Below are 25136 nucleotides of genomic sequence, written 5' to 3' on the forward strand. Positions count from 1 at the left end.
GTCGGCCAGCGCCGGTTCATCCCCACACGCGTGGGGAACTCGACCCCGCCCGGGCGACCGGGCTGGACCGGGCCGGTTCATCCCCACGTGCGTGGGGAACTCTGGCAAAAAGTCGATCAGGATCTCAGTGAGATCGGTTCATCCCCACGTGCGTGGGGAACTCGGCCGCCTCTTCGAGGATCTCGAAGGCCTTCTCGGTTCATCCCCACGTGCGTGGGGAACTCCCGACCCGGCCCCGGCCCCGTCGCTTCCGGGTCGGTTCATCCCCACGTGCGTGGGGAACTCTCGTTTGACGACGAATGCCAGGAGCCCTTTAACGGTTCATCCCCACGTGCGTGGGGAACTCTGCATGTTCCGCACCTGATAGACCACGGCCCCCGGTTCATCCCCACGTGCGTGGGGAACTCCTCATCAAGTCTGTGATACCCTGCTATGATCTCGGTTCATCCCCACGTGCGTGGGGAACTCACATACAGTGCGCTATATTCGCGTTGATACTCCGGTTCATCCCCACGTGCGTGGGGAACTCCTGCCGGAGCCGATACGAGCCTGCGTGCAATCCGGTTCATCCCCACGTGCGTGGGGAACTCACCGCGTGGGGGGTGTTGAGCCCCGCCGGCACCGGTTCATCCCCACGTGCGTGGGGAACTCGCGCAGGAGAACTTCTTGCGGAACTCTGACATCGGTTCATCCCCACGTGCGTGGGGAACTCGCCCATACAAGCGCGTCCATGCGGTCCGGGCTCGGTTCATCCCCACGTGCGTGGGGAACTCAGGGCACGAGCAGGGAGACTTTTTTCTATATTCGGTTCATCCCCACGTGCGTGGGGAACTCTCTTCTCCTTATTACCCCTGGAAGGATGGTTCCTTCCATCCGGGCCATTTCTCTGAGGAAAACCCTCCGTTACCGGAGAGTATACCATTACTCTCATCGCAATACCATATCACCGTTCTGGTGCCGCCCAATGTGTGCAGACAGAACTGGTATGAGAGTAGAAGCAATTCTTCAGCGAAGCCGACAACACAGTTGAATAAAAGAGAGGTGCCGCACCTGGACCATCCGCACCTCCTTTCGCCTCGCACAGTCCTCGACCGGCAGCAGAGCCCCTGCAGACATCTCGTGCTCGCGCGCTTTTGTTGGTCTGGTTCATCTCATCGGGCACCGTGACGCATGGTCAGTTCTGGTCGCAGGTATACAATCGATCCCTCCCGGCTTTGCGCGATACCCTGCCTCGAACGGAGCCCGGAAGCCATCCCGGAACCGGCCGCCGGAACAGGCTCTCCGCGTGCCAATCCGCCAAAATCCCTCAAAGGTTGCACACTTCTGCTTGGCAGACACCCCTCCCGGTGCGGTCCCGGCAACCATTCCCGGCCAGGACCCCTCTGACGAAACCGTCCCCGCAACCAGAATGTTGATATACAATATACATTATTAATAATGTATAATTGAGGTACACGGATGGCGGAAAATTTTGATATCAAACTCGAGGAGGCGAAGTACTATACCCCCGAAGCCAGCTGCAGGGAGCAGTCCTGGGTCGGGGACTACAACCAGGCCTACCGGGAGTTCCTTGCGGACCCCGACGGGTTCTGGGACTGCGTCGCCAAGGAGCTTGAGTGGTTCCAGCCCTGGGACCGGGTGAAGGAGTGGAACTACCCCTACGCCAGGTGGTTCCTCAACGGCAAACTCAACATCACCCACAACTGCCTGGATCGCCACGTCTACAACCAGCGGCGCAACAAGGTCGCGATCATGTGGCGGGGAGAGACCGAAGAGGAGGAGCGGATCCTCACCTACCGCCAGCTCTTCCAGGCCGTCTGCCGGTTCGCAAACGGCCTGAAGCGTCTCGGCGTCGGGAAGGGCGACCGCGTCTGCATCTACATGCCGGTGGTGCCCGAACAGATCGTCGCCATGCTCGCCTGCGCCCGGATCGGAGCGATCCACACGGTCGTCTTCGGCGGGTTCGGCGTCAGCGCACTCAACCAGCGCATCACGGGCACCGATGCAAAGGTGGTCGTCACCGCCGACGTCACCTACCGGCGCGGTAAGGCAATTCCGCTCAAGAATATCGTCGAGGAGGCGGTCGTCAACGCACCCTCCGTCGAGCGGATCGTCATCCTCCGGCGCGACGACGACAAGCCCGTGGAGCTCCACCCCGAGATGGAGGTGGACTACTACGACCTGATGGAGGGCGTCGAGCGGGAGTGCCCGGCCGAACCGATGGATGCCGAAGACCCGCTCTTCATCCTGTACACGAGCGGCACCACCGGATCCCCGAAGGCATCGTGCACACCTGCGGCGGCTACATGGTCGGGACCTACCACACCACCCGCCACGTCTTCGACGTCAAGGACAACGACATCTACTGGTGCACCGCCGACCCCGGGTGGATCACCGGCCACAGTTACGGCGTCTACGGCCCGCTCCTGAACGGCGCCACCTGCCTCATCGCCGAGGCCACCCCCGACTACCCGGACCCGGGCACCTACTGGGACCTCATCGAGGAGTACGGCGTCACCATCTTCTACACCGCCCCGACCGCCATCCGGATGTTCATGCGGGTGGGCGAAGAGTGGCCGGACCGCTACAACCTCTCGTCGCTCCGCATCCTCGGATCGGTCGGCGAACCGCTCAACCCCGAGGCGTTCGAGTGGTTCTACCGCACCATCGGCAAAGACCGGTGCCCGATCGTGGACACCTGGTGGCAGACCGAGACCGGGATGCACATGGTGACCACGATGATCGGCGAGCCGATGCGCCCCGGATTCGCCGGAAAGCCGATCCCGGGCGTCGTCGCGGACGTCGTCGATATGGCGGGCAACCCGTGTCCGCCGGGCACGGGCGGCCTCCTGGTCGTCAAGGAGCCCTGGCCGTCGATGATGCGGACGATCTGGAACGACGACGAGCGGTACTGCAAGTACTGGAACACCATCCCCGGCTGCTACACGGCGGCCGACCTCGCGGTGAAAGACAAGGACGGCTACATCATGGTCATCGGACGGTCCGACGACCTGATCGTCGTCGCCGGGCACAACATCGGGACGGCCGAGGTCGAGAGCGCCCTCGTCTCCCACGAGGCCGTGGCGGAGGCTGCCGTCATCGGGATACCCGACGCCCTGAAGGGGAACGCCATCAAAGCCTTCGTCATCCTCAGGAACGGCCAAAAACCCGGTGAGAAACTGAGAAACGATCTCGTCTACCACGTCAGGATGACGCTCGGTCCCATCGCCATACCGTCCGAGATTAACTTCGTCGAGTCGCTCCCAAAGACCCGGAGCGGCAAGATCATGAGGCGGGTCCTGAAAGCACAGGAGCTGGGTATGGACCCCGGTGATATCTCGACATTGGAAGAGTAGAAAACCAACTATTTATATACCTTTTTTAAGCATGCTATATATATGAATGAGCACAGACCAGAGGAGTCCCTCAAGATAGAAAATATCGTCGCTTCCGCGAAAGTGACGGAATCCCTTGATCTGCCTTCTCTTGCGTCCCAGCTGAAGGACGCGGAATACAATAAAAAGCGGTTCCCCGGCGTCGTTCTCCGGATGCAGGACCCGAAGATCGCCGCGCTCGTCTTCGGTTCCGGTAAGGTCGTCCTGACCGGTGCGAAGAGCATCGACAGCCTCTCGCGCGGCCTGGATATCCTCGCCGACCAGTTGCGGGCGCTCGGCATCGACATCCCCGAGAACCCGGAGTATAAGATCCAGAACATCGTCACATCCGCAGACCTCGGGACGCCGATCAACCTCAATAAGATTGCCGTGGGCTTCAACCTGGACAAGATCGAGTACGAGCCCGAGCAGTTCCCCGGGCTCGTCTACCGGCTCGACGACCCCAAGGTGGTCGTCCTCCTGTTCGGGTCCGGCAAACTGATCATCACGGGCGGCAAGGTGCCCGAGGATGCCCAGCGTGCGGTAAAGCGGATTCTCTCCGAACTCTCCAGTCTCGGTCTCATCTGAAACTCATCTGATAGTCCTTCTTTTTTTTAAAGAACCATAAGGGCCTCTGGGCCGTTGGCTGCCCATAAGGGCCTCTGGGCCGTTGGCTGCCCATAAGGGCCTCTGGGCCGTTGGCTGCCCATAAGGGCCTCTGGGCCGTTGGCTGCCCATAAGGGCCGTTTCGCATCTCCGGCACAACCGGGTAGCCGCGGGTAGCCCCGGGCCGATGGTGTGACCGCCGTCTTCCGGCCACCCCGTCATCCCGATCGTTCATCTCTCCCGCCGGAGAGCACTCTCTTGCTGCCTGTGGAAGCGTGATCCGGTGAAGAAAAGAGCGTTCTCATGGGTTTGATGCTTCATCTATTCACTTAAAACAATCACAATCGCCTGATCTCCTATTGAAATAATAATATTTTTATAGTCAGATTTAAAACAATAGATAACTATCTGATGGTGAATGGATGAGGTCCGATAAGGTACGGTATTTTACGCCACGCGATGAAGAACTCGCCGAGCTCCTGATGGGTATCGGTATCAAACGAAACGTCTCCAAAGTGCTCGTATACCTGGCAAATACCGAGGAAGCGACATCCCGGGACATCGAGCGCGGCACCGATCTCCGCCAGCCCGAAGTCAGCATCGCCATGCGCTACCTCAAAGAATGCGACTGGATCGATACCCGCGAGAGCAAGTCGGAGAGCAAGGGAAGGCCGGTGAAGATCTACACGCTCTCGCGCTCAATAACGGAGATCATGGATACAATCGAGAAAGAAAAGAAGAAGGAAGCCCGGCATCAGTTAGACCTTATCCAGAAGATGCGGGAATGCATCTCAATGCAGTGACACGACGCTGCAACCCGTCTCCTCACCGACAATAACCGTTATCTTTTTTCCGTAGGCACAGAACAGGCCGCACTCCAGTGCACCGGGGATCGAGGCGATCTCCGTCTCCAGGCGTCCGGGGTCCGCGATCGTCCCGAAACTGCAGTCGACGATGAAGTTGCCGTTGTCGGTGACGACCGGTCCGTCTTTCTTCACCCCTTCCCGGAGGACCGGGTCGGCGCCGAGCGCCGCAAGCCGGCGGGAGACCGCTTCCACGGCGAACGGGAGCACCTCGACCGGCACGGGCGCGTCCAGGGTCTCCACCATCTTTGTCCCGTCGACGACGATGACCGCTCTTTGTGCCGCGTCGCAGACACACTTCTCCCGCAGAAGCGCGGCTCCGCGCCCCTTGATCAGGTGGAGAGCCGGGTCGACCTGGTCGGCGCCGTCGATGGCGATATCGAGTTCGGGGTGCTCGTCGAGGCTCGTGAGGGGGATGCCGTACCGGCGTGCCCGGATGGCCGCCTGGTAGGACGTCGGGACGCCGGCAATGGAGAGCCCGTCCTCTGTTATCCGCTCGCCCAGCCGCTCCATCGCGAAGAAGACGGTCGACCCGGTGCCGAGCCCGACGACCATCCCGTCCTCGACCTCTTCTGCCGCCCGGTAGCCTGCGTTCCGCTTTGCTGCACTCATGCTGTACTCTTCTCCTCCCGTTCAGATATGCATACCGTCGAAGATGGCCTTGAGTTCGTCCGCGGCGGCATACGCAGTGCAGTCGAGGGTGATCGGCGTGATGGAGACGTTGCCCCTCTGCACCGCATGCACGTCGGTGCCCTCCTCCGCATCCTCGTACAGCGGCCCGTCGATCCAGTAGTAGGGACGGCCGCGCGGGTCGAGGCGCTCCTCCACGCCGGTGTAGAAGAGCTTCTCGGCAAGACGGGTGATCTCGTATCCCCCGCGCACCTGTGCCGGGATATTCACGTTGATGACGTGAGCCTTTGGGGGGAACCCGTTTGCAAGCACCCTCTCGCAGGTCTCGCGGACCACCCGCTTCGCATCGGAGTACCGGTCGGGGATCCGCGAGGGGTCGTCGAACTTGTCGCCCTGATCCTCCACCTGGAGCGAGAAGGCAAGAGACGGCACCCCCTGGTTCGCCGCCTCGAGCGCGGCCCCGACGGTTCCCGAGGTCATGATCGACTCGAACGAGAGGTTCTCGCCGATGTTGACCCCGCTGACCACGAGGTCGGGGTTCAGGCGCAGCGCGAACAGCCCGATGATCACGGCATCGGTCGGTTTCCCGCCGACCGAGTAGGCGGTCACGCCGTTCATCGTCACCTGGTTCGCACGGATAGGCTCGAAGATGGAGATGGACCTTCCTACGGCGCTCTGCTGGGTGGCGGGCGCGACCACGGTGACGTCGGCGATCGGCGCGAGCGCGTCGTATGCCGCCCAGAGTCCCGTAGAGGTTATCCCGTCGTCGTTGGTGAGCAGAATCTTGGGCTTCATCCTTGTCTATAGGGATGGTCCCCGCGCATCAAAAACCTGCCCGATCGTCAGGGTCAAGTCGTTTGCAGCTGACCTCTACTGCAATGAAGGTCTTTCTCGCCGAATACTCCGTATGCAATGACCCCGAGCTTGCCCCCGAAGGCGCCGCCATGCTCGCCGCCATAAGCGAGAGTTTTGAGCGGTGCGGCTACGACGTGGTGACGCCGGAGAGCCCCGACTTCGAGGGCGAGATCAAAAGGCTCGCGCCGGAGTGCGATGTGGGCCTGGTCATCGCGCCGGATCATCTCCTCTTCCGGTACACGCACCTCCTTGAAGGACTGACCCACAACATCGGGTGCGGGAGCATGAACGCGGCGGTCTGTGCCAACAAACTGCGGGCGGCGGACATCCTCTCCCGGAACGGGATAGCCGTCCCCCCCGCAGCTGGTGTTGGGAAGAGGGTCGTCAAGCCGATCATGGGCTGCGGCGCCCTCGGTGTCCGGCTGACGGACGAGGAGCCGGGGGCCGGCGAGTTTGCACAGGCCTACGTCGAAGGAGAGGCGCTGAGTGTGAGCCTTGTGGGGAGCCGGGTGACCGGCAACGTCTGCGAGTTCTACTCGGGCGCCCCGGCGCTCCTGCTCGCCGTCAACCAACAGGAGATCGCCTTCGCGGACGACGGGAGGTTCCTCTACCTCGGAGGAGAGACGCCCGTCCATCCCGATCACGAGGAGGAGATCGTCGATGTCGCCGTGCGGACGATGAACGTCCTCGGGTGCCAGGGGTATGCCGGGATCGATGTCGTCGTCGGGAAGCGGATCTACGTCGTGGACGTCAACCCGAGGCCCACGACCAGCCTGGTCGGCATCGCGGCCGTCATGGAAGAGGAGATCGCCGATATCCTTGTTGCAGCGTCGCACGGCGAGGGCGCGGCGGAGGTGCACCTCTCCGGGAGGGTGCGGTTCGACAAGGACGGGGGGCTTCACCGGCTATGATCGGGATCGACATCGGCGGTGCAAACCTCAAGGTCGTCGACGATACGGGCGTGCATATCCACTACTGTCCGCTCTGGCAGGGCGCGCCGCTCGCCGATCTCCTCAAACCGTATGCCGGAAAACCCGCCGCCGTGGTCATGAGCGGGGAGCTCGCCGACTGCTTTGCGAGCAAGATGGACGGCATCCGGTGGATCGTCGGGGCGGTGCAGGAGGTCATCCCCGGCGCCGTCTTCTACGGCACCGACGCGGCGTTCCATACCCGGCCGGTTCCGGCCCTTGCCGCCGCGAACTGGCTGGCGTCGGCCGACTGCCTGCGGGAGAACTACGCCGACGCGGTGCTCCTCGACGTGGGAAGCACCACCGCCGACGTCGTCCCCCTGAACCGTTTCGAGGACCTCAGGGGGCTGACCGACACCCGGCGGCTGCAGGAACAGTACCTCGTCTACACCGGCATGCTCCGGACGAACGTCGCGACGCTGGTATCGTCGGTCATGCTCGACGGGACGGCGACCCCGGTGAGCACCGAGTATTTCGCCGCAAGCGGCGACGCGCACCTCGTGCTCGGCCACATCGCCCCGGAGGACTACACCTCGCCTGCACCCGACAACGGCGAGAAGACCCTCGATGCAGCGCTACGGAGACTTGCCCGGGTGGTCTGCGCCGATATCGATGAGATCGGGAGAGATGGAGCCCTGGATGTCGCCCGGCAGTTCTGGGATGCCCAGCGAACGCTGATCGCCCGCGCAGTAGAGCAGGCAGTATCCCGGAGCGGTGCCGGGAGGGTGATCACGGCCGGTATCGGAGCGAACCTCTTTGCCCGCGAACTCGGCGGCGTTACGCTTGAAGAGGAGATCGGGGAGGTTTCGGACGCACTGCCGGCATACGCTGTCAGGGAGGTGGCGCTACGGCATTCCGGTGGAACCTGACCCTTCTTCTGCTCGCGGTATCGGTCGCCGTCACGGCAATATCGCTGGCGCTAGGATTCCCGTTCTTCTTTCTCTTCCTGTTCATACCGCTGATCCCGCTCTTCGGGCGCCCCCCTGCCGTGAAGCGATGCCCTGCCTGCGGGTGGGAAACCGCAGGCGGCGAGCGCTTCTGCCCCTACGATGGGACGCCGCTCACGGTCGAGGGTGAAGGTGGCGAGGTTTAAGAGGGAGAGCGGTAACAGGAAGCCGAAGAGATCGGTTGCGGGGATCGCCCCGAAGTCGCGGGAGGCGTAGTTCCGGATCGTGCCCCGGTCGACGACGATCCCCATCGCCCGCAGATGCTGCGCTACCTGGTTGAAGGGCATCTGCCGTGAGAGGAGAAGGCAGAGATCGACGATGGGCGACGCGAGACGGGTATCGGGATAAAAAGGAGCGTCCGCATAGCAGAGGGCGCCGCAGTCCTGGCAGTAGAACCGCTTCACGAAGACCCGGATGGTGCGTTCTCTCCCGTTATCGAGCATGACGGCAAACCGTTTTGCCCGCATGTCATGCCCGATCACCTGACCCCCGCACGACGGGCAGGCGTCGAGATCGGCGAATATCACCCCGTCCATCGACGCGAGGGCGTTTCCCACCAGATCGACGAGCATCGGTGGGATCGGCACTGTTTTCTTCGCTATGGCAACTCTCTCCCGTGGAAGTTGTATGAATGGGGTATGCATCCACCGATAATAACATCTCCTGTCAAACGGGAACGGACGGATAAACGTTCCCGCGCGCAGGGGAGTGCCCCGGAAAACGCACGTTTTTTTTCTTTTTGGCCCTTGTCGCGCAGATTCGGAACGGTTTTCCTGGCTCCCGACTGCCCGGAGATGCCTCCGCGGAGCACCGGTTCAGCACTTATGTCTGGTTCCGATCCCGATTAAAGCCGGTGTTCCGGTGATTCTTATGCATGTAAAAACCCAAAGAGCGGATGCAGATTGTTGTTTGTCCTCCAATGCTGCCGGCGAAGGGGGTGGCGGATCAGGTTAACTACCATAATTTAAGTAGCTTAACACCTGATTGTCGTTTTGTCACAGAGGTGACAAAAACATGACGCTGAAGTATGTTGCCACAACGTGCCCTTATTGCGGTACGGGATGCAGTTTCAACCTCGTCGTCCAGGACGGCAGAGTTGTCGGAACGGCACCGTACCGCCGCTCACCCGTGAACGAGGGAAAGGTCTGCCCCAAGGGGACCTACGCTCATGAGTTCGTGAACAGCCCGGACCGCCTCACGAAGCCGCTCATCAAGAAAAACGGCAAATTCGAGGAAGCGACCTGGGACGAGGCCTACGACCTGATCGCCCGGAAGTTCAAGTCGTACAAACCCGATGAGTTCGCGGCGCTTGCATCGGCCCGTGTCTCCAACGAAGAGAACTACCTGCTGATGAAGTTCACCCGCGGTGTGATGAAGTCCCGCCACATCGACCACTGCGCCAGGCTCTGCCATGCATCCACGGTTGCGGGTCTTGCCGCCTCGTTCGGCTCCGGTGCGATGACCAACTCCATCGGCGACATCGCCGAGTCGAAGTGCGTCTTCATTCTCGGGTCCAACACATTCGAGCAGCACCCGCTCATCGGGCGGAGGGTGATGCAGGCGAAGAAGAACGGCGCGAAGATCATCTACGCCGACCCGCGCTACACCGCGACCGCGAAGCAGGCCGACCTCTACATGCCGTTTGTGTCCGGCAGTGATGTCGCCATCCTCAACTGCATGATGCAGGAGATCATCAAGAACGGCTGGGAAGACAGGGAGTTCATCGCCAACCGGACGAAGGACTACGAGAAACTCAAGGAAGTCGTCATGAAAGACACTTACAGCCTTGAGAACGTCTCGAAGATCTCCGGTATTCCCGCAGAGAGCCTCAAGACCGCCGCCGAGTGGTTCGGCACCGCCGAGTCCTCAGCGCTCCTCTACTCGATGGGTATCACCCAGCACACCGTCGGCGTCGACAACGTCCGGTCGACTGCCAACCTCCAGATGCTCACCGGCAACCTGGGCAAGCGCGGCGGCGGCGTGAACGCGCTCCGTGGCCAGAACAACGTCCAGGGCGCCTGCGACATGGGTGCGCTCCCGGTCGTCTTCACCGGCTACCAGAAGGTCATCGACGAGGCCGTCCACAAGAAGTTCGCCGACGCCTGGGGCTTTTCCGACGGCATCTGCGAGCCGAAGAACGGCTACGAGGTCACCGTCATGATGGATGTCCTGACCGACAACCCCGGCGAGCTCAAGTGCATGTACATCATGGGCGAGAACCCGATGCTCTCCGACCCGGACCTGACCCACGTCAAGCACGCCATCGAGAACCTGGAATTCCTGGTGGTCCAGGACATCTTCCTGACCGAGACCGCCGAACTCGCCGACGTCGTGCTGCCTGCGGCATGTTACGCGGAGCGCGACGGCACCCAGACCAGCACCGAGCGGCGCGTCCAGATGTGGCGCAAGGCCCAGGACCCGCCCGGCGAGGCGAAGGTCGACTGGCAGATCATCAGCGAACTCGCCGCGAAGATGGGCTACGCCGACCAGTTCCCCTACCGGAGCGCCGAGGAGATCTTCAACGAGATCGCCGCCCTCACGCCGTCCTACCACGGGATGAACTACGAGCGGTTGAGCAGGCCCGAAGCACTCCACTGGCCCTGCCCCGCAGTCGACCACCCCGGCACACCTATCCTGCACATCGGCAAGTTCTCGCACCCCGATGGCATGGGCGTCTTTGCGCCCCTCGAGTGGAAACCGCCGGCGGAAGTTCCCGACGCGGAGTATCCGTTCGTGCTCACGACCGGCCGTGTTCTCTGGCACTGGCACACCGGCACCATGACCCGCCGCTCCGCGACCCTCGATCATGAGGTCCCCACCGGCTGGATCGAGATCAACCCCGAGGACGCGCAGGCACTCGGCATCAAGGACAAGGAAATGATCCGTGCCGTCACCCGCCGTGGGTCCGTCGACGTCCCCGCGAGGGTGACCGGTGACATCATGAAGGGTGTCATGTTCATGCCGTTCCACTTCAAGGAATGTGCCGCGAACGTCCTGACGAACAACGCACTCGATCCGATCGCAAAGATCCCCGAGTTCAAGGCCTGTGCTGTGAAGGTCGAGAAGATTACGGAGGCCTGAACATGGTAGCTAAAGGCGATATGGTCTACACGTGGGCGGCAGACGCCGATGTGCTGAAGAAGGGGGAGTGCGGGGGTGCGATCACCGCCCTGCAGCAGTATGCCCTGAAGTCCGGCATGGTGGACGCTGTCCTTGCCGTCAAGAAGGGTGCGGACCTCTACGACGCGGTGCCGACCGTGATCACCGATCCTGCGGAGATCGCAGAGACGGCGGGCTCGCTCCACTGCGGGACGCTCCTGCTCTCGAAACTGGTGAAGGACTACCTCGATAACAACAAGACCGCGAAACTCGGCGTCACCGTCAAGGGCTGCGACACGATGGGCCTTATCGAGCTCGCGAAGCGGAATGCGGTCGATATGGACCGCCTCCTCCTGCTCGGCGTGAACTGCGGCGGCTCCGTCAGTCCGGTCCTGGCCCGCAAGATGATCGCCGAGAAGTTCGAGGTCGACCCCGACCTGGTTCACAAAGAGGAGATCGACAAGGGCCAGTTCATCATCGAGTATGAGGGCGGCCATAAAGGGATCAAGATCGACGACCTCGAGGACGAGGGCTACGGCCGCCGCAGCAACTGCCGCCGGTGCCTCTACAAGGTCCCGCGCCAGGCGGACCTCGCCTGCGGCAACTGGGGCGTCATCGGGGAGAAAGCCGGGAACGCCACGTTCGTCGAGGTCTGCTCCGAGAAGGGGGCACAACTTCTTGACGCCGCCGCAAAAGCCGGGGCCGTCAACACCGAGCCTGCGAACCCGAAGGGGATCGAGATCCGCGGCAAGGTCGAAGGCGCCATGCTGAATCTCGGCAACAAGTGGCGGAAGAAGGACTTCGAGGCGCTCGCCTCCGATCTCTGGGGCACCATCGCCCGCGAGACCGGCCGGTGCATCAAGTGCTACTCCTGCATCGAGAACTGCCCGGTCTGCTTCCCGGTAGCGGACGAACTCAAAGGAAACTCCAGGATGGTCACCTCCGGAGAGGTTCCGCCGAACCCGATGTTCCACCTCCGACGGTTCGCGCACATCTCGGACTCCTGCATCAACTGCGGGCAGTGCGAGGAGCTCTGTCCGATGGACATCCCGCTTGCGCTCTTCTCCCACGCCATCAGATCCGAGGGCGACACTACGTTCGAGCCCAAGCTCGGGAAAGCACCCTACACCAACTAACCTTTTTTTGTCTGACGCGTTATTCCTGAGCGCATCCGGGATCCGGTCGATTTCATGCTCCTGAATGCCTGTTCGGACAAGAATGGTCGATATCGCACCGGGCTCCCGGCAAAAAGCATGCTTTGCCCCACACTTATTCATCAAAAAAGTGGGTGTTAATCACTATAGTTAAATATTCTGAACCCCGTATTTCTATGTATCCGAGGTTTTAACCATGGATCTCAAGTATGTACAGACCACATGCCCGTACTGCGGTACGGGGTGCAGCTTCAACCTCGTTGTGAAGGACGGGAAGGTTGTCGGCACACAACCTTACAAGCGTTCTCCGGTCAACGAGGGAAAAGTCTGCCCCAAGGGCACTTACGCTCACGAATTCGTGAACAGCCCGGACCGCCTCACAAAGCCGCTCATCAAAAAGGACGGCAAATTCGTCGAGGCGACCTGGGACGAGGCCTACGACCTGATCGCACAGAAGTTCAAGTCCTACAAGCCCGATGAGATTGCCTGCCTCTCCTCAGCCCGTGTCTCGAACGAAGAGAACTATCTGCTGATGAAACTGGCACGCGGCGTCTTCAAGACGCGCCACATCGACCACTGCGCCCGGCTCTGCCACGCGTCCACTGTCGCCGGTCTCGCCGCCTCGTTCGGCTCCGGTGCGATGACCAACTCCATCCTCGATATCGCCGAGTCGAAGTGCGTCTTCGTCATCGGGTCCAACACATTCGAGCAGCACCCGCTGATCGGCCGCAAGATCGTCCAGGCCAAGCTGAACGGCGCAAAGGTCATCGTCTTCGACCCGCGCTACACGCCGACCGCCAAGCAGGCCGATCTCTACGCCTCCTTCTACTCCGGCACCGATGTGGCCATCCTCAACTGCCTGATGGGAGAGATCATCAGGAACGGATGGGAGGACAAGGAATGGGTCTCGAAGCGTGCAAAGGGATACGAGGAGCTCAAAGCGGTCGTGCTCAAGGATGATTATCTCCCCGAGAACGTCGAGAAGATCTCCGGCATTGCCGCTGCGGATCTCAAGACCGCAGCCGAATGGATCGGTACCGCCGAGTCCTCCGCGCTCCTCTACTCGATGGGCATCACCCAGCACACCGTCGGTGTCGACAACGTCAAGTCGACCGCCAACCTCCAGATGCTGACCGGAAACATCGGCAGGCGTGGTGGCGGCGTGAACGCGCTCCGTGGCCAGAACAACGTCCAGGGCGCCTGCGACATGGGTGCGCTCCCGGTCGTCTTCACCGGCTACCAGAAGGTCATCGACGAGGCCGTCCACAAGAAGTTCGCCGACGCCTGGGGCTTCCCCGACGGCATCTGCGAGCCGAAGAACGGCTACGAGGTCACCGTCATGTTCAACGTCCTGACCGACAACCCCGGTGAGCTCAAGGCGATGTACATCATGGGCGAGAACCCGATGCTCTCCGACCCGGACCTCACCCACGCGGAGCATGCACTCGAGCAACTCGAGTTCCTGGTGGTCCAGGATATCTTCCTGACCGAGACCGCCCAGCACGCAGACGTCGTGCTGCCCGCCACCTGCTACGCAGAGAAGGAGGGCACCCAGACCTCCACCGAGCGGCGTGTCCAGATGTGGCGCAAGGCCCAGGACCCGCCGGGCGAGGCGAAGGTCGACTGGCAGATCATCAGCGAAGTGGCGGCCGCCATGGGCTACGCCGACCAGTTCCCCTACCAGAGCGCCGAGGAGATCTTCAACGAGATCGCCGCCCTCACGCCGTCCTACCACGGGATGAATTACGAGCGGCTCAACCGGCCCGAAGCACTCCACTGGCCCTGTCCCTCCGAGGACCACCCCGGCACACCTATCCTGCACATCGGCAAGTGTTCGCACCCCGATGGCATGGGCGTGATGCACCCCATCGAGTGGAAACCCCCGGCGGAAGTCCCCGATGCGGAGTACCCCTACATCCTCACCACCGGACGGTGCCTCTGGCACTGGCACACCGGGTCCATGACCCGCCGCTCCGCGACCCTCGATACCGAGGTCCCGACGGGCTGGATCGAGATCAACACCGAGGACGCAAAGGCGCTCGGCATAGCAGACAAGGAGATGGTCCGGGCGACCTCCCGCCGTGGCACGGTGGACGTCCCCGCGAAAGTGACCGACGAGATCAAGAAGGGCGTCATGTTCATGCCGTTCCACTTCGCCGAGTGTGCAGCGAACAGACTGACTAACAACGCACTCGACCCGATCGCAAAGATCCCTGAGTTCAAGGCTTGTGCTGTGAAGGTCGAGAAGATTACGGAGGCCTGAACATGGCAGCAAAAGGCGATATGGTCTACGCATGGGCAGCCGACGCCGCCTGCCAGGAGAAGGGCGAGTGCGGCGGAGCGGTCACCGCTCTGCTGACGCACGCGCTTAAGTCCGGCATGGTGGACGCTGTCTTTGCCGTAAAGAAGGGACAGGATCTCTACGATGCTGTGCCTGTGCTCATCACCGACCCGGCCGAGATCGCACAGACGGCAGGCTCGCTCCACTGCGGGACGCTCCTGCTCTCGAAACTGATCAAGAAGTACCTGGACGGCGCCGAGAACATGCGGATCGCCATGCCGGTAAAAGGCTGCGATGCGATGGGCCTCTACGAGCTCGCGAAGCGCAACCAGGTCAACCTGGACAACGTCCTGATGATCGGTCTCAACTGTGGTGGGTCCGTCAGCCCGGTCGCCGCCCGGAAGATGATCCGCGAGAAGTTCGAGGTCGACCCTGACGATGTGGTCAAGGAAGAGATCGACAAGGGCCAGTTCATCATCGTCACGAAGGACGGCCAGCACAAGGGCATCTCGATGGACGAACTCGAGGAGGCAGGCTACGGCCGCCGCAGCAACTGCCGCCGCTGCAAGATGAAAGTCCCGCGCCAGGCGGATCTCGCCTGCGGCAACTGGGGCGTCATCGGGGAGAAAGCCGGCAAAGCCACCTTCGTCGAGGTCTGCTCTGAGAAGGGTGCAAACCTCCTTGATGCAGCCATAAAGGCCGGAGAACTCAAGACCGAGGCCGCGAACCCGAAGGGTATCGAGATCCGCGGCAAGGTCGAGAACGCGATGCTGAAGCTCGGCGACAAGTGGCGGGCGAGAGACTTCGAGGGCCTCGGCGAGGGCAAGGAGCGCCTGAAGAAGATCATGGACGCGACGAGCCGGTGCATCAAGTGCTACGCCTGCATCGAGAACTGCCCGATCTGCTACTGCGTCGAGTGCAGCACGAAGAAGGCTTACCTGGTCGAGCCTGGTCAGGTTCCGCCGCCCTTCATGTTCCACCTGATCCGGTACGCTCACATCTCGGACTCGTGTATCAACTGCGGCCAGTGCGAGGAGAACTGCGCGATGGATATCCCGAACGCGCTCTTCATGCACGCCCTGCAGGTCGACCTTCAGGAGATGTTCGGCCACACCCCGGGTGTGGACATGGAACTCCCGGTGCTCGCGCTCGTCGAGGAGCAGACGGAACGCAAGCGTCTCTCCGACACCGGCAGCGACCAGATCTTCAACATCTTCGAGTAAGGAGAAATCTCTCCCTTTTTTTAGCAGGCTGCGACCGGTTAGCGGTGGCTCTCCGGCATTGGTGGATGGTTAGCGAAGCGTGAGAAGACCACAGGTCTTTGAGCCGCGACACGCGCGAAGTCCGGTATGGCTGCCGGCGGCTCGTTTTATTGCATCCCCTCTCCCTGATGGCAGGCAGGAACCCGTATCAGGGAATGTGAATGAGTGTAGCCTGCTTCCGGTTTAACTACGATTTTCCGTGCAAAAAAAGAGAGATAAGCCCCGCTCACTCAACCGTGTGGGAGAGGGGCGGAATTGCGCTCTGGTCGGAGAACGTCTCCTCGTGGCCGTCCGGGAACCGGACCACCGTCAGGCCCGGGGAGAGGTCCGTCTCGACCAGCGATGCAAACCAGTAGCCGTCGATTACCTCCTGCGCCGCGGTGAAGTCGAGTCCCGGTGTCGAGTAGACCCGTCCTCCGTCGGTGTTCTCAATCTCCGCGAACTCCTGAACGGAGAATACAGCGACATCGCTCTCGGCCGAGGCCACCGTTACGGGGACCCCCAGCGCATCCTCGAGCGCGAACTTCAGCTCCCGCTCCGGATCGGCGATCTTGAAGAAGACCGCGATTGTCTCGATCCACGAGAGGGTGTAGTTAATGGTGATCTCCCCACTCCCGTCCTCGTCCACGGCTATCAGAAGGTTGTCCGTGGTGAATGCCCCGGCCGGGGCCACGGTAACCGCCAGGACCAGGAGGAAGGCAATCAGAATCCCGCTTCTCATTCTTGTACCTCGGTGAACCATATACTGTTTGAAAATTTAAACATTTGGTAAATCTTCTCTGTGTTCAACAACCCGGTAACTGATTTTCTACGGTGTATTCTTCTGAAAATATAAAATCTCGAAAGATCCGGGTGTGGGGTGTCTCCGGGATCCTGGGGTGCACCGCCACCGTGACCCGGTGCAGAGATCCCCTGCAACCCACTCCCGGTTAGTGCACCCGCAGCCAGAGGTGCAGGTTGCGGTAACCGGCGTCGGTGAGATTGTTTCTGGGGATGTTTGCGGGTGGTGCCTCCTTGAAGAGGAGGAACTCAAGCCGGTTCGTATCCGGGTCCATGATTCGGAAGGAGTAGGGCTGCTCCACGGTCCGGTTGTGCGGCACCGTGACGGAAAACCGGTCGAGAGGCGTCGCCGAGACGATCGTCGACTGGTTCGTCGCGTTATTGAACCTGCTCTCCACGGCAAACGTCTCCACCGTGTAGGTGATGTCCCGGTACTCGTGGTTCCCGATCCCGATGATGACCGTCTGCGGCGTTCCGGACATGAACTCGGTCGGGTAATCGGCTGCTTTTCCTCGCGGCCCGAGGATGTAGAACTCGGTGAACTTCTCCCCCTCTTTCGGGACCGCGGTGACGAAGATCGTCGTCGCGATGGCCACGAGGACGGCGGCGATGAGGACGACGCTCAGGACCCGGTCGAACCGGGACGGAGAACCTCCGGAAAACTCCTCCTTTATCGCAGCGAGGTATGTGCCGAAAGGAACCACGAATCGGCTCTTTTCTGGCAGCTTGCGGCGTTGGAACTGCGCGATAAGGCCGACGGCGAGACTGAATGCCAGGAGGGTGACGGTGATGGAGTCGAGCCGGATTCCCCAGGGCGTGTAGTTGAGCGCGAAGCCGAAGAGCGGCACGGCGGCGATGGAGACCCCGAGCGAGAGGGCGATGCGCTCTATTCCGTCGAGGTCGTCTCTTGCCGGGAAGAGGGCCGCGGTCAGGAGATAGCCGGGGATGAAGAGGATGAACGGCAGGACGAAAACCACACGAAGGGGGCTCTCGCTGATGATTGGAGCGTAGATGCCGGCAAGGGCGAGGAAGGCCCAGAGATAGACGCCTTTTAAGTCCAGGGGGATGGTGCGGGGATCCAGGGAACCGATGAGAAGGCCTGCGGTGGTTTCGGCTGTCATTCTGTTACCCCATAAAAAGCCATGGTATAAATAGGTTCTCCGGTGAGGGCCCGTTTGGGGGATACGAACCCCTGGAGCCCATGAAGACGGGACTGCGGGAAAAAGCAGCACCTTTTAATCGAAGCGCGACCAACCCGCATTCATATGCCCCGGGAAGACTGGGACGATCGGGCGTTCACCGGACTGGAAGCGGCCATCGTCTTCATCGCCTTTATCGTCGTCGCAGCGGTCTTTGCGTACGTCGTTCTCGGGGTGGGCATGACCACGTCGCAGAAGAGCCAGGAGACGATGCATACCGCTCTCGGGGAAGCCGGATCCGCCCTCCGCCCGGGACAGTCGGTCATCGCCAAGCTGGATAACGATCAGGGTTTTCTTGATTTCATAGAGTTCGATCTCGAGACCGCGACCGATCTCGCCGTCATCGATATGGGGAGCATGACCTACACCGTCGCCACGAAGGAGACCCTCATCACGTTCCCCCCCGGCGACCCCGCCATAAACGTCACCTGGCGGTATCCGGAAGATGGCGGACCCCTCCTTGAGACGGGGGAGGTCGTCACGGTGAGACTGGAGATGGAAAGCGTGGAGGTCGGGCGCGGAGACACGTTCACCCTCCAGATGACCGCCGCAGGGGGGGAGACCGCTGCGCTGACCAGAAACGTTCCTGCCGGTATTGGAAAGAATGTCTACGTCGAACTCTTCTGAAGCCGGGTTCACCGGACTCGAGGCTGCGATCGTGCTCATAGCATTCGTTGTCGTTGCAGCCGTCTTTGCGTACGTCGTCCTGGGGGCGGGTATCCTCTTCTCCGAGGAGAGCCGATCCGTCGTTCACCAGGGCATCCAGGAGGCCGGGTCGAGCCTCACCGTGACCGGCGGCGTATACGGCATCAGCAACACTCCCGGAAGGATAGATTCCATCATCGTCCCGGTCGGTCTCACCGCCGGCAGCGAGCCGATCGATATCACCACGGTATCCGTCCGCCTGATCGGCTCCACGCATAAGGAGACGGTTCGCCAGAATGAGCCTCTCATCGACGTCGTTCCCGCAGTCGGGCGCTGGAGTGTCCAGGAACGGTTGAACGCCGATTCCGATCATCTTCTCGAGGCCGGGGAGCAGTACGTGCTGAACGTCTCGCCGATGGTCATGCTGGACTGCAGGCCGTACCGGACGTTTGCCGTCGAGATCAAACCGGCAGGAAGGCCGGCACTCCGGGTGGAGAGGACGGTGCCGGGCAGCGTCACCACGATCACCCGGCTTGACTGACGGCTTTATTCGGCATCCAGGAGATCCTGGTGCCGTATAGCCCCGACAACCCCGACTGCCGCCACCGCTGCGAGCAGCAGGTAATCCTCCGGCCCCGCCCCGGCCATCAGGACGCTCTCCGGGCCCCCGGCCGCCCAGGCGAGGAGGGAGGCGAGGGCGAGGATCCCAAGGAGCGGGACGGATACGCGGACGAGTGCCGCGGCGAGCCTGGAGATGCCGGGCCCGAACCCCCTGCAGGCGGCGAGAGCGATACCGGCCGATGCCGCGAGGAATACCCATTCGGAGAGCGACGACACTTCCGCCAGGATGGCACCGCCGAAGTAGCCGGTGTACTCGTAAGGCTCGTACGGGCCGAGGAGCGGGAAGTACCAGGTGACGGGCATCGCCCACATCGCGTCGATGACCTGGTGGGAGAGTGCGCCGGCGGCGACGGCGAGGAGCGCAAAGGATTCCTGTCTCCGGTACAGGACGATGCCTGCCATGAGCAGGAGCGCGAGAAAGAGCAGCCCGTGCCCGAATATCCGCCCGGAATTGAGCGTGCCTGCAAGAAGAATGTGACCGACCGGTTTGTCGATCAGGTCGGGGAGGACGGCCCCGAGAGCACAGAAGCCGATGAGCCGCCGGTCGCCCAGGCGTCCGGCGATCGCGAGGCCCAGGATGAGGCCGAGGAAGAGGTGGCAGGCGACGAACACTTTTCATGAAGACGATGCCGGTGGTTATATTCCTGCTGTTCGAGGTAGGGCAAACGATATGGGCGGAGAGCGCCGATAACTCTCCGGATTATGGCAACGCTTGATCGGCGGGAGATCCTCATCATCTTCGCCTCGTTTCTCATCGGCAGCGCGGCGGGGTGGTGGAGCCGCATGCACTGGGGCGGCGGCCTCATTGCCGTCGCAGTGACGCTTGCCGGAACCGTTGCCGGCTACCTTATCATCGTAACCGTTCTCCGGGCCGCGGGTCATCCGGTCGGGTAGCCGGGGTGAACCCGGCGGATCACGTGGCCGTGGATTGGCCGGGGCGGCGTATGCGGCCGGTATCGTGTCCCGGCGGGAGATCCGTTCCCTGCTGTTCCCGCACCCGCCCGCCTTCGATCGCGAGGACGCGGTCGGCGAGTGTCAGGAGCGACGGACGGTGGGAGACGAGGATGGTCGTCCGGTTCCGGACCAGGAGCCGGAGCGTCCGGCGAATCTGCTCCTCGGTCTGCATGTCGAGCGCGGACGTGGGCTCGTCGAGGATGAGGATGGGCGCGTCTTTGAGGAACGCTCTGGCGATGGCGACCCGCTGCCGCTGGCCGACGGAGAGCTGGGTTCCGCGCTCCCCGACGACCGTCCGGTATCCGTCCGGGAACCCCGTGATCTCGTCGTGGATCTGCGCTTTCCGTGCGGCTTTGACGACCTCCTCGAAGGTGGCCTCGGGTCTGCTGTAGCGGATGTTCTCCTCGATGGTGGTGTGAAAGAGGAAGAGGTCCTGCGAGACGAGCGATACCTGCCGCCGCAGCCAGCGGGGGTCGAGCGATGCAAGATCGCGGCCGTCGAGGGTGATCGTGCCTTCCTGCGGTGCGAATGCCCGGAGGATCAGGTTCACGAGCGTCGTCTTCCCGGCACCCGTTCGCCCGACGACGGCGACCACCTCGCCGGGACGGATGACGAGGTTTGCGTCCGCGAGAACCGGTTCCGACTCCGTGTATCCGAACCGGACACCGGAGAACGCTATCCTGCCCTGCACCGCGGCGGGCACGGCCCCGCCGCCGGCCGGCTCCTCGTCCATCGAGAAGAGTTCGCGCAGGCGGGCGGCGGACGTCGCCGCAGGCTGCATGACGACGGGGAAGGCGAAGAAGGTGTTGACGGTGGGGGCGAACGTCACGACGTAGACCGCGAACGCGACGAAGTCCCCGACGGTCATGCTGCCGGTGAGCACCTCGTTCCCGCCGACCCAGAAGACGGCGATCAGCATGAGCGACATCGTGCCGATCCTGAAATATTCGGAGAACGCCGAGAGCATCGTGTTCCTGATCCGGGCATCGACCATCTTTGCAAGCGTCCCGGAGACCCGGTGCACCTCCCGCTCCTCGGCGGCGTGCGTCTTTACCGTGTCGATGCCGGAGATCACCTCCTGGATGTCGCGGGAGACGTAGGCCTGCCGTTCGCGCTCCCGGTGGGTGGCGGCGCGGATCCGCCGGATGAAGACTGCGTTGACCAGGAGGTAGAGCGGGATGAAGGCGGCGACGACGAGGGTGAGCCTCAGGCTCAGGATGCAGAGGACGGCGAGGGTGAAGGCGACGTAGAGGCCGTTTGCGACGATCAGGGGGAGGTACTGGGAGACGGTGTACTGCAGGATCTGGACGTCGTCGGAGAGGCGGGACATGATGTAGCCGGTCTGCTGCGACTTGAAGTAGGAGAGCGGGAAACCCAGGACGTGCTCGACGAGAGCGGTCTGGAGGTTGAAGGCGTAGCCTTCCCGGAACCGGGCCGTCCAGTAGTTCCGCAGCAGGTCCATGCCGCCGGTGAAGAGCCCGAGCACCAGGAGGGCGGCGATGAGGGTATCGAGCGAGGAGAGGAGCCCGCCGGCACCTGCAATAAGGGTATCGGGGGCCGGGGTCTCCCCGAGCAGGATGTTGTCGATGAAGAACTTGATGCTGAGCGGGAGCACGGTCTTTGCCGCCGAGACGAGAGCGGTCGCCGCGAGGGCCAGCACGCCCACCATCCTGATCGGCCGGGCGAACCGGAGGAAGAAGGCGAGGTCGGAGAACCCGAGATCGCTCGTCGCCTTCGCCGGCTGGCGCATGATATCCCGGGTGAAGGCGACGGTGCGCCGGCAGCAGTCTGTGATGCTCATGGTATGGGTCCCCGTTGAGGAGCGCACTCCGGTCTTCTGCCGGGTCTCCGTTGCAATCCCATATCGTTCTGGCGTATAATACCTGCGGCACGGAGGCCGGGGCAAACCAGAAAGGCTATTGTGTGGCGTGGTGAGGGCTCCATATGGTATCGCTGAACGCCGGCCGCTTCTCCGGGGCGGTTCCGGGCGCACTGGTGGTCGGTGCGGTTTTTCTTCTCGGCTGGCTGGGTCTCCTCCCGGCCCCGATCATGACGGTGGCGCTCCTCTTCGGCGGGGGTTTCATCGCCGGTCTCTTCACCCGGGGCAGGGTCAGGGACGGGGCCGTTGCCGGTGCCATCTGCGGGGTGCTCGTGGCCCTTGCCATAGCCTCCGGAGCAGCCCTCATGAGCCTGGTAGAGAGCAGTCCGCAGTATCCCCCGCCATGGATGACCTTCGGCTTCTACGCTCTGATCCTCACGGCACTCCTCCTCCCCTACAACGCCGTCGGCGGGGCGGCCGGGACGGCGGTGCGAAACGGATCCCGGAGAGGCGGCAACGGGGCGGGCGAGCGGAGGCGATGGCTCGGGATAGGAATCGGCACGGCCGTCATCGGCGGTTCGTCTCTCGTCATCGCCTTTCTCGGCCCGCTGATCCTGGCCCCTCCGCTCGCCGGCGGATTCATCGCGGGGTACTCTGCCGGGCCGAGACCGGAGGATGGCCTTGAGGCCGGGCTTGTCGCGGGGCTTTTCGGGACCGGCATCTTCCTGATCCCATTCCTCTGGACGGCATCGCATGCCACGGGGTTCGTCGCCGGGCTCGCGGGGATGGCCGCGATCGCGCTGGGACTGCTCTTCCCGCTCCTCGGGACCGTCGCCGGGGTTGCCGGTGCGGTCGTACGGCCGGGTCCCCGGGATGGTTAAGAGATTACGGCTGTTTTTGGAGAGGTCTCCACTGAAAAAAGTTACAACTGGGCCGAGGGGGTCGCCCTGGCCGTCCCGGGAACGGCCACTCTCTTTTCAAGAATGGTGACGGCGATGGTCGTGATCGAGACCAGCACGAGGTAGACGATGCCGACGGCCGCGAACGACTCCGTGTAGGTGAAATACTTCGTCGCCACCAGTTTCCCCGCCCCGGAGAGTTCGATCACCGTGATCATGTAGGCAAGCGACGAGTACTTGATCAGGTAGATGAACTCGTTCGAGAGCCCCGGTATCGCCCGGCAGAGCGCCTGCGGCAGGATGACGTTTCTGATCGCCTGCCACCGGGTCATCCCGAGCGCCTGGGCGGCAACCATCTGGCCTTCCTTGATCGATATGAGGGCGCCCCGGATGTACTCGGCGTTATACGCTCCGTTGCAGAGGATAAATCCGACCACCGACGCCACGAACGCGGTGAAGGTAATCCCGATCGACGGGAGCCCGAAGTAGAGGATGAAGAGAAGGAGGAGCAACGGCGTACCCTTGATGAGAAAGACATACGTCTTGCAGAGCCAGGATATGACGGGGTTGCCGTACTGCCTTCCCACCGCGACGGCGATCCCGAGCGCGAGACCGAACGGGGCGGAGCACGCGATCAGCTGCAATGTCACGACCAGGCCCTGCATCAGCGCCGGGAGGAGAATCTCAAAGAAGAATACTGCCTGTTCCATGCCGCTCCTCAATCATCCATCCGGGAATCGATCCGGCCGATGAAGTCCTTCATCCGGGTGAACCGCGGGTCATGCAGGAGCAGGTCCGGCGACCCCTGCTCGGCAACCACGCCGTTCTCCATGAAGAGAACCTCGTTTGCAACCGAGCAGGCAAACCCCATCTCGTGGGTGACGACGAGCATCGTCATCCCGTTGCGGGCCAGTTTCTTCATGACCTCGAGCACCTCCCTCGTCAGTTCGGGGTCGAGCGCGGAGGTCGGTTCGTCGAAGAGGATGACGTCCGGGTCCATGGCAAGCGCCCGGGCGATGGATACCCGCTGGGCCTGGCCGCCGGAGAGTTCCGCCGGGTAGTGGTCGGCCCAGTCCTCCAGCCCCACCTGCCGGAGTTCGGTGAGGGCCTTCTCGCGTGCCTCCGCCTTCCCCATGCCCCTGACCTTCAGGAGCGCCAGTTCGACGTTTTTGACGGCGGTGAGGTGGTCGAAGAGGAAGAAGTTCTGAAAGACCATCCCGATCTTCTGCCGGAAGTAGTTGATCCGCGCCCCCGAGTTCGTGACCTCCTCCCCGTCGAGCCAGACCGTCCCGCGGTCGGGCGGCGTCAGCTGGTTGATGCACCGGAGAAGCGTGCTCTTTCCCGTCCCGGAGGGGCCGATGAAGACCTTCGTCTCGCCGCGGCGAACGTCGAACGAGACTCCCCGCAACACTTCGTTACCCCCGAAGGACTTGTGTATGTCCTCGACTCTCAACACAATGTCGTTGTTGTTCATGCTCTACATCGCTCCGGTTCCGAATCCCGGGATTGCTATCCTCTTCTCCAGCCTGTGCAGGAGTTTGAGCCCCCCGTAGTTCAGGACAATGAAGATCCCCGCTGCAGCGAGGTAGATCGGCATCGTTATGTGGGTCTGCGTAACCATCCGCGACGTAATGGTGAGCAGTTCCACGACCCCGATCGCGTAGCAGACCGCCGAATCGGTCAGGATGTTGGGGTACTCGTTCGACCAGCCCGGGAGCGCTATGCGCACCGCCTGGGGGAGGATGACCGAACGGATGGCGGTGAGCCTGCTCATCCCGAGCGACCGCGCCGCGATCATCTGCCCTTCACCGACTGACTGGATGGCACCCCGGAAGATCTGGGACTGGTAGGCCGCCCCCCGGAGGCCCAGCACGACCGCCCCGACGACGAACGCCGAGAGTTCACCGAGCCCGATTGCCGGGAATATGCCGAACCAGAAGAGGAAGAGCAGGACGAGGATGGGGAGGCCCCTGAAGAACCATACGTAGATCCCGACGACCCACCGGACCGGCCGCGCCCCGTAGACCTGGCCGAGCGCCATGGGCAGTCCGAGAAGGACTCCGAGGCCGAGGGCGGCGAGGACAAGGCCGAGGGTAGAGGCGATGCCTGAAAGGAGATACGGTAACCAGTCGAGAAGTATCGGCAAAACGTCCATTTGGCTATCCCTGAATCACTGCACG

The 25136-nt window shown here is 62.4% G+C and carries 22 protein-coding genes, 1 pseudogene and 1 CRISPR repeat array; of the genes and pseudogenes, 13 read left to right on the forward strand and 10 right to left on the reverse strand.

Annotated features, from left to right (window positions below):
• Positions 1–12 precede the first annotated feature (12 nt).
• Positions 13–834: a CRISPR direct-repeat array (repeat unit 29 nt; unit sequence CGGTTCATCCCCACGTGCGTGGGGAACTC).
• A 624-nt stretch (positions 835–1458) separates the two neighbouring features.
• The 3 genes and pseudogenes from acs (at position 1459) to EI28_RS05355 (ending at position 4783) form a co-directional block, all read left to right on the forward strand.
• Positions 1459–3356, forward strand: a pseudogene (gene acs / locus EI28_RS05345) (acetate--CoA ligase).
• Positions 3357–3398: 42 nt separating this feature from the next.
• A complete protein-coding gene (locus tag EI28_RS05350; protein WP_048113273.1) occupies positions 3399–3962 on the forward strand; it encodes a TATA-box-binding protein in 564 nt (187 codons plus the stop codon).
• Positions 3963–4402: 440 nt separating this feature from the next.
• Positions 4403–4783, forward strand: a complete 381-nt coding sequence (locus tag EI28_RS05355; RefSeq protein ID WP_048113275.1) for an ArsR family transcriptional regulator — start codon at positions 4403–4405, stop codon at positions 4781–4783.
• Here the strand turns inward: EI28_RS05355 and rpiA are convergent.
• Together rpiA and surE are read right to left on the reverse strand one after the other, a co-directional pair.
• Positions 4772–5455 (reverse strand): ribose-5-phosphate isomerase RpiA, encoded by a 684-nt coding sequence (gene rpiA / locus EI28_RS05360; protein WP_048113276.1) that lies wholly within the window; start codon positions 5453–5455, stop codon positions 4772–4774. The two genes, EI28_RS05355 and rpiA, sit on opposite strands and share 12 nt — an antisense overlap.
• 21 nt (positions 5456–5476) lie before the next feature.
• A complete protein-coding gene (gene surE / locus EI28_RS05365) occupies positions 5477–6268 on the reverse strand; it encodes a 5'/3'-nucleotidase SurE (protein WP_048113279.1) in 792 nt (263 codons plus the stop codon).
• A gap of 83 nt (positions 6269–6351) precedes the next feature.
• Here surE and EI28_RS05370 point away from each other — a divergent pair, with 83 nt between their 5' ends.
• Complete coding sequence (locus EI28_RS05370) at positions 6352–7239, forward strand: ATP-grasp domain-containing protein (RefSeq protein WP_048113280.1); 888 nt, start codon at positions 6352–6354, stop codon at positions 7237–7239.
• Positions 7236–8165, forward strand: a complete 930-nt coding sequence (locus EI28_RS05375; RefSeq protein WP_048113281.1) for a hydantoinase/oxoprolinase family protein — start codon at positions 7236–7238, stop codon at positions 8163–8165. Before EI28_RS05370 ends, EI28_RS05375 begins: the two co-directional genes overlap by 4 nt.
• 50 nt (positions 8166–8215) lie before the next feature.
• Here EI28_RS05375 and EI28_RS05380 read toward each other — a convergent pair whose 3' ends face one another.
• Positions 8216–8830 carry a hypothetical protein gene (locus tag EI28_RS05380; RefSeq protein WP_231476602.1) on the reverse strand — a complete coding sequence of 205 codons (615 nt, stop codon included), beginning with the start codon at positions 8828–8830 and terminating at the stop codon, positions 8216–8218.
• 427 nt (positions 8831–9257) lie between these two features.
• Here EI28_RS05380 and fdhF (EI28_RS05385) point away from each other — a divergent pair, with 427 nt between their 5' ends.
• From fdhF (EI28_RS05385) to EI28_RS05400, 4 genes are all read left to right on the forward strand, one after another.
• Positions 9258–11324, forward strand: coding sequence for a formate dehydrogenase subunit alpha (gene fdhF, locus EI28_RS05385; RefSeq protein WP_048113285.1), 2067 nt, complete (start codon positions 9258–9260; stop codon positions 11322–11324).
• A gap of 2 nt (positions 11325–11326) precedes the next feature.
• On the forward strand, positions 11327–12478 hold the full coding sequence (locus EI28_RS05390; RefSeq protein WP_048113287.1) for a Coenzyme F420 hydrogenase/dehydrogenase, beta subunit C-terminal domain: 1152 nt from the start codon (positions 11327–11329) through the stop codon (positions 12476–12478).
• Positions 12479–12692: 214 nt separating this feature from the next.
• Positions 12693–14759: a formate dehydrogenase subunit alpha gene (gene fdhF, locus EI28_RS05395; protein WP_048113289.1), complete on the forward strand. Its 2067-nt coding sequence runs from the start codon at positions 12693–12695 to the stop codon at positions 14757–14759.
• Positions 14760–14761: 2 nt separating this feature from the next.
• Positions 14762–16000 carry a Coenzyme F420 hydrogenase/dehydrogenase, beta subunit C-terminal domain gene (locus tag EI28_RS05400; protein WP_048113291.1) on the forward strand — a complete coding sequence of 413 codons (1239 nt, stop codon included), beginning with the start codon at positions 14762–14764 and terminating at the stop codon, positions 15998–16000.
• Positions 16001–16265: 265 nt separating this feature from the next.
• Here EI28_RS05400 and EI28_RS05405 read toward each other — a convergent pair whose 3' ends face one another.
• Both EI28_RS05405 and EI28_RS05410 read right to left on the reverse strand, forming a co-directional pair.
• Positions 16266–16760, reverse strand: a complete 495-nt coding sequence (locus EI28_RS05405) for a hypothetical protein (protein WP_048113292.1) — start codon at positions 16758–16760, stop codon at positions 16266–16268.
• A gap of 208 nt (positions 16761–16968) precedes the next feature.
• A complete protein-coding gene (locus tag EI28_RS05410; RefSeq protein WP_048113293.1) occupies positions 16969–17940 on the reverse strand; it encodes a DUF1616 domain-containing protein in 972 nt (323 codons plus the stop codon).
• Between the two features lie 144 nt (positions 17941–18084).
• Here EI28_RS05410 and EI28_RS05415 point away from each other — a divergent pair, with 144 nt between their 5' ends.
• Positions 18085–18645, forward strand: coding sequence for an archaellin/type IV pilin N-terminal domain-containing protein (locus tag EI28_RS05415; RefSeq protein ID WP_048113297.1), 561 nt, complete (start codon positions 18085–18087; stop codon positions 18643–18645).
• Positions 18623–19204 carry an archaellin/type IV pilin N-terminal domain-containing protein gene (locus EI28_RS05420; RefSeq protein ID WP_048113299.1) on the forward strand — a complete coding sequence of 194 codons (582 nt, stop codon included), beginning with the start codon at positions 18623–18625 and terminating at the stop codon, positions 19202–19204. Before EI28_RS05415 ends, EI28_RS05420 begins: the two co-directional genes overlap by 23 nt.
• A 5-nt stretch (positions 19205–19209) precedes the next feature.
• Here the strand turns inward: EI28_RS05420 and EI28_RS05425 are convergent, their stop codons facing one another.
• On the reverse strand, positions 19210–19896 hold the full coding sequence (locus tag EI28_RS05425) for a metal-dependent hydrolase (RefSeq protein WP_048113300.1): 687 nt from the start codon (positions 19894–19896) through the stop codon (positions 19210–19212).
• A gap of 90 nt (positions 19897–19986) precedes the next feature.
• Between EI28_RS05425 and EI28_RS05430 the strand changes: the two genes are divergently transcribed.
• Positions 19987–20178 (forward strand): hypothetical protein, encoded by a 192-nt coding sequence (locus EI28_RS05430; protein WP_048113302.1) that lies wholly within the window; start codon positions 19987–19989, stop codon positions 20176–20178.
• A gap of 19 nt (positions 20179–20197) precedes the next feature.
• On the opposite strand, the gene EI28_RS05435 is transcribed toward EI28_RS05430, so the two are convergent.
• Positions 20198–22039 (reverse strand): ABC transporter ATP-binding protein, encoded by a 1842-nt coding sequence (locus tag EI28_RS05435; protein WP_048113303.1) that lies wholly within the window; start codon positions 22037–22039, stop codon positions 20198–20200.
• Between the two features lie 143 nt (positions 22040–22182).
• Here EI28_RS05435 and EI28_RS05440 point away from each other — a divergent pair, with 143 nt between their 5' ends.
• Positions 22183–22938, forward strand: coding sequence for a DUF5518 domain-containing protein (locus EI28_RS05440; RefSeq protein ID WP_048113305.1), 756 nt, complete (start codon positions 22183–22185; stop codon positions 22936–22938).
• A 41-nt stretch (positions 22939–22979) separates the two neighbouring features.
• On the opposite strand, the gene EI28_RS05445 is transcribed toward EI28_RS05440, so the two are convergent.
• From EI28_RS05445 to EI28_RS05455, 3 genes are read right to left on the reverse strand one after another with little or no spacing between them, the layout of a single operon-like run.
• Complete coding sequence (locus tag EI28_RS05445) at positions 22980–23666, reverse strand: amino acid ABC transporter permease (protein ID WP_048113307.1); 687 nt, start codon at positions 23664–23666, stop codon at positions 22980–22982.
• A gap of 8 nt (positions 23667–23674) precedes the next feature.
• Positions 23675–24430, reverse strand: a complete 756-nt coding sequence (locus tag EI28_RS05450) for an amino acid ABC transporter ATP-binding protein (RefSeq protein ID WP_048113309.1) — start codon at positions 24428–24430, stop codon at positions 23675–23677.
• Positions 24431–24433: 3 nt separating this feature from the next.
• Complete coding sequence (locus tag EI28_RS05455; RefSeq protein ID WP_048113311.1) at positions 24434–25111, reverse strand: amino acid ABC transporter permease; 678 nt, start codon at positions 25109–25111, stop codon at positions 24434–24436.
• Between the last annotated feature and the right edge of the window lie 25 nt (positions 25112–25136).

The organism is Methanoculleus sp. MH98A, from assembly GCF_000691865.1.
Taxonomy (GTDB): Archaea; Halobacteriota; Methanomicrobia; order Methanomicrobiales; family Methanoculleaceae; genus Methanoculleus.